This is a genomic window from Robinsoniella sp. RHS, assembly GCF_001029355.1.
GTDB lineage: Bacteria > Bacillota > Clostridia > Lachnospirales > Lachnospiraceae > Robinsoniella > Robinsoniella peoriensis.
Genome location: NZ_JNGB01000167.1, coordinates 1 through 4,033, shown reverse-complemented (window position 1 = coordinate 4,033; position 4,033 = coordinate 1). Strand labels below are relative to the sequence as shown.

Sequence of the window (4,033 nt, the reverse complement as noted above, 5' to 3'; positions counted from 1 at the left end):
CCTATAAGGAAAACGTAAACCTACAGGATATTTGTTAAATGAGAAGAGCGTTGCGGCAGAATTTGGCGAAGAAAATTCCATAACAGAATACATTTCAGGGGACACGGTTCAGGTTAAGGCAGAAGCCCAGGATAATGGAGCTAAGGTGGAGCTTGTCTGCGGAACACAAAAAGCGGAAGGAATCCAATCGGCAGAGGGTGAATTTTCCATACACAGGGAAAATCCCCAGATAAAAGTTAAAGTAACGGCACGGGATGGGAAAACAACAGATGAGAAAGTTATCAATCTGAAAAAGGCAGTATATCTGTCTGATCTCACCTATGAGCCGGGAGCTACCGTTGGATATGGGGAAATACAAAAAGACAAATCATCTTCCGGTAAGGCACTCAGACTTGCGGATGATTTGGGAGAACCTGTCACCTTCAAAAAGGGAATCGGAACCCATGCGGAATCCGTTATAGAATATAACATAACGGGGAAAGAGTATGAGAAACTGGAAGGTTATGCAGGAGTTGACTATGCCCAATACAATGCAGAGTATGGAAGTGTACAGTTCCAGATATTTGTAGATGGAGAAAAGAAATTCGACAGTGGGGTAATGCTCCAGAAAACGTCTATGAAAAAAGTGGACCTGAAAATAAAAGGTGCTTCCAGAATTACCTTAAAAGCATTAGCGGGAGAAAACAACTGGAATGACCATGCTGACTGGGCAGATATGAAATTGTTGTCAGAGTTTCAGGAACAGGCAATCAATGAGTTTACCCAGACTATTCAACGGCCGGAGCATGGAACGATTACATCCAGTGTGGAAGGAACTAAATTAACGCAGGGAAGCACAGTAACCTATACCTTTGCTCCGGAAGAAGGTTATCGCTTGAAGAGTGCCGCCATAAATGAAGCCTTAATTAACCCGGAAAATGGTATTTACACCATAGAAAGTGTCGAAAGAGATATTACGGTAACAGCAGAATTCGAGAAAATACCTGTACCAAAGTATACCGTAATTTTTGATTCCAATGGTGGAAGCAAAGTAGAAAATCAGATAGTGCAGGAACATGAAAGGGTAACGCGTCCGGCTGATCCGGTCCGAAACGGTTATACATTTGGCGGGTGGTATCAGGATTCCTCAATGACAGTTAGCTGGAACTTCGAAGCTAACCAGATTTCGGCAGACACCACAATCTATGCAAAATGGAAAAAAGATGTAATTCCGTCACCGGTTAAAGTAAATAAAATTACACTTAATAAAAAATCTGTAAACCTGGCGGTAAAAGACAGCGTAAAAATTTCAGCCATTGTCCTGCCGGCAAATGCTCAGAATAAAGCAGTGGAATGGACTTCCTCCAACAGCAAAGTGGCAGTGGTAGACAGCACAGGAAAAGTATCGGCAAAGGGGGCAGGAGAAGCAATTATTACTGCAACAGCAAAAGATGGCAGCATGGTAAAAGACCAATGCAGGGTAAAAGTGGGGTATCGCATCACATATAAACTAAACAAGGGGACAAATGCCCCGGCAAACCCTTCTATTTACATCAGTGATCAATTGATTAAATTGAAAAAGCCATCCAGAAAAGGATATTATTTCTCAGGCTGGTATAAAGACCGTAAATTTAAGAAGAAAATAACCAGGATTTCTGGGGGAACAAAGGGAAATCAAACTGTGTATGCAAAATGGTCCAGGGTAAAAACAGAAAAAGTAAATAACCTGGAATTAGCAGGGAAAAAGAAAGGAAAATTGAAAGTCAGATTCCAAAAAGTATCAAAAGCTTCCGGATATCAGATTGTATATGCAGCAAACAAGAAGTTTAAAAAATCCAAAAAAATAGATGTTACCCGCACATCCAAAACAATTAGCAAGCTCAAAAAAGGTATTTATTATGTTAAAGTGCGGGCTTATAAAAAGGACTCAAAGAATGCAAAAGTATATGGTAAATACAGTATAGTAAAAAGTATACGGATAAAATAATAATATTCGCTGTGGATCATATAAAAAAAATTTAGAGACGCCATAAGATAACGGATGCTGTTATTTTATGGCGTCTTTTCCCAAGCCGTTTGCAACTCCCATTTACCGGTATCAAATATTTGCCTTAAAAAATGACTCATATATTCCAGCTTTTTACGAAGTCCAGGATATTGGAAATAGTCAATACCCTGTGGATGCATGGCATTTTCCATAATCCGCGCCCGGTCTTCGGATGGAAAACTTTTGGAATAATAATCAATAAAATATATGTTGCCGCTCTGGGAAGCTGCAGTAAAATCAAGATCTTTCTTGTCTTCATTTGTCCGGTAACTGTAATCATAGGAGAAGCCCGATGGATTCAATTGATTGAATACATCATCCGCATAATCATTAAGACCTTTCCCGGGTCCGGCGATTTTAGCATACCGGTCAATGGCATGGCTTATTTCGTGATAAATCGTACTTTCCAAACTGCTGAAATTGGATGCATTGAGAACAAGATACTGACTGCCATCCTCATAAAAGTAGACACCATTGGCATGATCCGGATTATTGTTTCCCACAGTACTAAAATTACCGGCAATATAGATACCCAGCTTTCCGGTTTCCGTTGTGTTGAGTTGTTGAAAGAAGTCATCAGGGTAGGAGGAAAGAGCTTTTTCTAATAGTGAAAGACTTTCTTTTAGCAAACGGGTCTGGTAAACGGGTTCTACATGATAACCCGGAAATTCTCTTTTACAATCATCGGCCAGGAAAATATTTACACCATACCGTTTGCCTAGTATTTCGGCACGATCTTTCAGTGCCTGAATCCCTTCCATGTCGGGCTGATCGGAGAAGTAATATTTTGTAGTATAATCCGCAGAATCCTGTGTGAGTTCTGTCTTCTGATTCAGATCCCAGAGTACAATATGTGAGTAGTTATGTTTAAACTGGAATACTGCCATATGGATAGAAGGCAGATATACCAGATCCTGGGGAGATCCAACAAACTGTTCACTGCCGGACTGCAGGGAAAATGAGGTTTTATATTTATTTTTTCCAGTGGACAGATCGTAGTAGTAGAGATCACAACTGCCGTAATCGGATGTGCTTTCCTGGAGTTTTTGAATGGAAGTCAGTGCCAGTCTGTTATCTAAATCAAACATGAGATTCCCATAGCCCAGGGGATCATCCAGTACCAGTTCCCGGATCTCCGGCTTACTGCCGGGAATCTGATAAAGTGCTTCCATTAACCCATCCTGGTATAGTGCGCCAAAGGAATCATCCTGGGAGGTTAGCTGTATGCTGCCGGGAATGGTGCGAAGTATTTCATTGGCGGAGATATCTATAAAATTCGTGACATAAGAATTCTGCTCACTTCCCGTACCGTTAACCGCCAGTATCTTACCGTCACAAAGCAGCTGTAAAGTTGTACAGAAGTTATTTTCCACCAATCCGCTTTTTATTGGACGGAGGGACTGGTCTGCGGTAGACAGCTCCTTCAGCCCGGATCCATCGGAGGCAAAATAATAAATCCATTTTTTATCCTCCGTAATCAGAGGTGTGCGGATACAGGGTTCTAACAATGAAATACGTCCTGTTTCTTTTAAACGGCTGTTGAGATAAATAAATTCCTGAGAAACGCTGTCAAATAAGCGGAGTTCTTTTTTGGAAACCGCAATATTCTGCTTATCCAGATGAATGGCACCCGTAATGGCAGCTGTGTGCAGGATTTTATTTTTAAGCGGGTCATAGAGATAGAGGGAAAGTGCATTATGATCCTGCTGGATTACCAGTAATTGTCCCTGAAATGACAACAGTATCTGATCCGTGTATTCTTTCTGGAAAGGATAATCCAGGTCTGAAAGGCTGCCGCTTTCATTGAGGGGAGTACCATTCTCCTGTTCGGTCTCTTTCGTATTAGATGTATCTAATGTGTTCGTATCAGGAGTAATGATGCCTGGCAGTTCCGACCAGGGTGAGCTGTTTTTAATGCTGGGGAGTGAAAGGATGGCTGAGTCAGTGCCCGAAAGGATGGAAGGTAAAACCGGCAGGTGCGCGTGTGACTGCAATGACTGAGCAGGA

General features: G+C 41.6%; 2 protein-coding genes. One reads left to right on the top strand and one right to left on the bottom strand.

From position 1 onward, the window contains the following. Nucleotides 1–31: 31 nt before the first annotated feature. A complete protein-coding gene (locus RHS_RS27360; protein ID WP_047834958.1) occupies nucleotides 32–1,966 on the top strand; it encodes an NPCBM/NEW2 domain-containing protein in 1,935 nt (644 codons plus the stop codon). Between the two features lie 65 nt (nucleotides 1,967–2,031). On the opposite strand, the gene RHS_RS27355 is transcribed toward RHS_RS27360, so the two are convergent. Beyond that, the coding region (locus RHS_RS27355; protein ID WP_047834957.1) for a hypothetical protein at nucleotides 2,032–4,033 on the bottom strand (2,002 nt) is incomplete at its 5' end.